Source organism: Streptomyces sp. KR55, from assembly GCF_052245645.1.
Classification (GTDB): Bacteria; Actinomycetota; Actinomycetes; order Streptomycetales; family Streptomycetaceae; genus Streptomyces; species Streptomyces flavusporus.
In genome coordinates this window covers 1-4,461 of record NZ_JBQQCE010000623.1, presented here as the reverse complement: position 1 = coordinate 4,461, position 4,461 = coordinate 1, and the positions used below count along the sequence as shown (strand labels likewise).

The 4,461-nt window shown below is 72.0% G+C and carries 2 protein-coding genes and 1 pseudogene; all 3 read right to left on the bottom strand.

The window, feature by feature from the left end; genetic code table 11:
• Positions 1-596: type I-E CRISPR-associated protein Cse2/CasB (casB, locus tag ACTWQJ_RS46915; protein ID WP_443312491.1), on the bottom strand; the 596-nt coding region annotated here is incomplete at its 3' end.
• Complete coding sequence (gene casA / locus ACTWQJ_RS46910; protein ID WP_443312490.1) at positions 593-2,326, bottom strand: type I-E CRISPR-associated protein Cse1/CasA; 1,734 nt, start codon at positions 2,324-2,326, stop codon at positions 593-595. The genes casA and casB, both read right to left, overlap by 4 nt.
• Positions 2,319-3,902, bottom strand: a pseudogene (gene cas3 / locus ACTWQJ_RS46905) (CRISPR-associated helicase Cas3'). Before cas3 ends, casA begins: the two are co-directional and overlap by 8 nt.
• Positions 3,903-4,461: the final 559 nt, after the last annotated feature.

The following is a 4,461-nucleotide window of genomic DNA, read 5'->3' as shown; positions in this document are numbered from 1 at the left end:
CTACCAGTGGCAGTGGCCCGGCGGACGGTCTCGGGGCCTCCGGGCCACTGCCACTGGTAGAGCTGCCGGGCGAGGAGCGCATAGTCGAGGGGAATGTCCTCGTCGCGCAGCAGCAGGACGATCTCCCGCAGACGTCGTGCGAGTGCCGGGAGATCTGGTGCGGTGCCGATGCGGACGAACCGCTTCAGGACGGCGTCGCCGGCGTCCCTCTCGGCCATCAGCCGGCGCACCGCGGCTCCCAGCCCGCACGGTGCGTCCGTACGGTGGGGCCGGTGCATGCCGGTACCGCGGGACTGCTGGTGCAAGGCCCACAGGGTCATCGCAACGTGTACGGCGTCCTCGGCGCGGGTCAGCGACTCCTCCCCGGGCGGCCGCCCGTCCGAGGCCTTGTCGTCGTACAGAGGTCCTGTGTCGATCAGTCCGAGCAGGTCGGGGACCTGGTGCGGCTGTTTGCCCGCCCCGCGGCGCAGCCTGGCAAGCGTCGCCACGGCCTTGGGGTTGTCGCGGAGAAGCTCGCGCTGCAGCGGGCCGATCTCGTCAGCGACAAGATCCTTGACGCGCTCGGCCATGGGCTTCGCGTCGGTGGCGGTGGTCATGCCAGGGCCCTTTCTGCTTCTGCTGCGGGGGTTTCGGGTCCCGGCTCCGCAGGACCGTCGTCCTTGGGATCCGGGGCGGCTGCGTCGGCCTTGGGACTGTCCGGCTGACCGAGGACCTTGCCGAGCCGGTACTGGAACGACCGCTCGGCGTAGGCGGAGTTGAGCCAGAAGTTGCCCTTGCCGATGGTGATGGTGCGGCCCTGCCATGCGGCGTCTCCCGCGCCCGCGATCAGTTGCTCGCCGATGCGGCGGATGATGCAGTGGGCGTCGGCCCGCCACCGGGCACGGTGCTCCTCGGGGTCGGTGGCGCCGCCCAGGTCCTGGAGCCAGGACCGGTACGGGGCGTCCAGGGCGTCGTAGCCCTGCTCGCGGGCCCTGCTGCGAGGCCCGTCGGTGGCTGCGCCGGCGGCACGAGCGAGGTCGACGGCCAGGTCGCCGAGAACGGTCACTGCCTCGTCGGCGTCGGCCACCGCGCTGACCGCCTGCTGCGCGTACCGGCGGTCCTGACGGTTCAGCAAGACCACGGCCATGGACAGCCGGTCGTTGACGATCTCGTCGATCACGGACTGCTGGGTGCCGTAGATGGCGCCCACGATCCGGGCCCGGAAGCGGGTCCCGCGCGGCAGAAACCCTTCCGCCGTCGCAAGCTGGGCCATCCACTCCAGGACCCCGGCGCCGAGCTCCGGGGCTGCCTCGGCGGTCTGCGACGCGGTTGGCCGCTCGGCGAGCAGCGAGGACAGGCCACGCCACACCGCACGCTCGGGGTGGTGCCCCTTGGGCATGTAGACCTGTGGCTCGCCGAGCTTCTTCTCCTGGGCCTCACTGCGCCGCCATACGGTCATGGGCTCACGCTCGTGCAGATTGTGCAGAGGCAGTGGATCACCGTAGGTGAGCACCACTCCGTACACGCCGGCGCTGTCGAAGTGCAGCCGCAACCTGCGCCCCTGCCAGGTGTACAGGTCCCGGACGCCTGATGGCCGCCGCTCGGGGGCAGGGCCCGGGCCGCAGGGTTCGCGCCGCCAGGCCGGTCGGTCATCCGGGTCGGAACGGTGCCTGTTGGTGTGGCGGGCGACCAGATTGAGCAACAGCGTCTCGCGCAGTGTGTCCCCTTCAGCGAAAACCCCGCCCAGATTGCCCGCCCAGCCCACCCCCAGCGGGTACACCTTGCCGTTCTTGGCCCGGCTGTCGCCCACCACGCCGGTCTTGATGCCGGAGGTGTCGTAGGCGTGGGTGTGCACCACCCAGCGGGCGGCCTCGGCGAAGCCGAGCCGTTCGACGGACGGCATGCGGGAGGTGAAGAACGGCTCGCCGTTGGGGACGTCGGCGACGATACGGTTCAGCGAGAACACCTCGTCGCGGGGCGTACGCAGACCGGCCACCTGGAAGAACGGCGCGACCGGGTGGAGCAGGTCGAACCGCTCCCGGTGTGCGTCCAGGTAGGAGGGCACCGAGGCGAAGCAGTCCTCGTCCTCCCACCACTCGGCCCACTGGTCGGCGTCCCGCGGCCCGTCGAGGGCGTCGTGTGCGATCGCCAGCAGCAGTCGCAGCAGTGCGAACTCCTGCGTGGGCACATCCCCGATGATCCGCGCCAAGTCCGAGGCCTGGGCGAACACCTCGCCCAAGGACAGCTCGTCCTGCCGGCCGTCCCGGCGGCGGAGCACCGGGATCCACGGCTCGGAGGTCAGGTCGAACGACGGCGGGCCGCCGCTGGTGCTTCTGGTGTCAGTCACGCGTCACCTCAAGTCCGTCCACGTCGCTGTAGCGGAGTTGGAACCCTGCCAGACGGGTCTGACAATCGGCGTCGAGGACGAGGACCAACTCGCCCGCCAGCCAGTGGCTTTCCTTGCCCTGCCAGGCCTGCGGGCAGAACTGCTCCAGCTCCGCGATGGCGCGGTCCAGCACCTAGGGGAAGGAGAACTGGTACGGCAGGCGCAGCCCGCAGGCCGCCGCGGCCTTCGCCGCCCGCGCATCGGGCGCCCGGTCCTCGGGCAGCTCCAGTCCGGCCTTGCCGGGCTCGATCCAGTCGACGGTGGCCAGCGTGCCATCGGCACGCCGCTGCACCACGACGACCTCCAGGCTCTCCCGGCCGTCCCGGACTTGGGCGCGCCCGGCGCGGGTGTCGTCCGCGTCGCCCACCCCCGCGGTGACCCAGCCGATCAGGGGCCGTCCGGGCCGCCCCACCGGATCCAGCCGGAACACGGCGGCCCGCTCGGCCTGGTCCCGACGGAAGTCCTCGTAACGCTGCCGTGCCCGAGCCAGCGCCTCCGCCCAACTCGCAGGCGCGGTAGCCCCGTCCGCGTACGCGCCCTGGACGAGCGGGCTGATGTCCTGCGGCAGCCGCACCGGCAGTGCGTCGCCGTCCAGGTGGTCCAGCAGGACGGCGGCCGAGCGCAGCAGCGGGTACTCCCCGTAGACGGCGACCGAGCCGCGCACAGGGACCGGAACCGCTCCTGCCCAGTCCACGCCGGTGAGCAGGCAGCGTGCCGTGCGCAGCTGCGGCGGGCGGTCCGCCTGGCCATCGCCGCGCTGGTGCCGGTGCAGGCGCCCCACCCGCTGCAGCAGCAGGTCCACCGGGCACAGATCGCTGACCAGCAGGTCGAAGTCGACGTCCAGGGACTGCTCGGCGACCTGGCTGGCGACCACGATGTGCGGTTGCGTCGGCCGCTCCTTTGCCTTGCCCGGCGGACCGAACCGTGACAGCAGCGCTGCGTCCTTCGCGATCCGGTCCACGTCGATGAAACACGAGTGGGCGACCGTGACCGCGCCCTCGCCGAACCGTTCGCGCAGCACCCGGGCCGTCTCCAGCACCCGCCGGACGGTGTTGCGCACCACCAGGGCGCACCCGCCGTCCACCAGCTCGGCCTCCAGCCGGTCCGCGAGCACACCCAGGTCGTCCTCCAGGCGTTCGAGTCGCACCTCACCACCACGACCGGACGAGGAGGGCGCCTCAAGTACGGGCAACGACTCCGGAGCCACGGCCGTCAGCAGCGGATACGCCTCCGCCTCCTCCACCGCGTCGAACCCCTCGACGTCACCGGCCGCGCTCTCACCCGCGTACGCCTCGGCGAGCTGCCGCCGCCGCGCCGCGGGCAGCGTCGCCGACAGCACCACCACCGGCACCCGGTAGGCACCCAGCCACGACAGCACCCGATCCAGATACGTGCTCATATACGTGTCGTAGGCGTGCGCCTCGTCGATGATCACGACCTTGCCCGCCGCCGCAAGATGCCGCAGCGCCAGGTGCCTGCTCTTCAGGCCCGCGAACAACAGCTGGTCCACGGTGCCCGCAACGAACGACGAAAGCATCGCCTTCTTCCGGCCACGCAGCCAGGAGTGCGCCACCAGCTCCGCCGACGCCGCCCTCCCCTCCTGCCCCGGACGCGACGGCCGGTCGCCCTCGTCGAGCCCCACGGCCGCGATCCGCTGCGCACCCGCACGCAGCAGTCCCGCGAAGTCCTCGTTCAACGCAGCCTTGGAATGCGCCAACAGCACCGACAGCCGTACGCCCTCCTCGGCTGGCAGCCGCTCCAGCCAGTCCAACAGCCGCGGGAACATCGCATTGCCCGTGGCCATCGTCGGCAGGGCGAAGAACACCCCACCCGCCCCCGAACGGGCCGCCAGGATCTCCGCAGCCGCCAGCGCGGCCTCCGTCTTGCCCTCGCCCATCGGCGCCTCGATCACCAGCAGCCCCGGCTCCGGCATCGCCCGCGCCAGCCGCACCGCCGCCTCCTGCACCGGCCGGACCTCGGCACCGGAGGGCAGGTCGAACCGCGCCGCGAACAGCTCCGGTATGTCCTCGGCCGGCTCCTCGGCCCGCCAACGCGACGGCAGTTGAAGACCCCGCCATGCCGCCGCCACCCGCTCC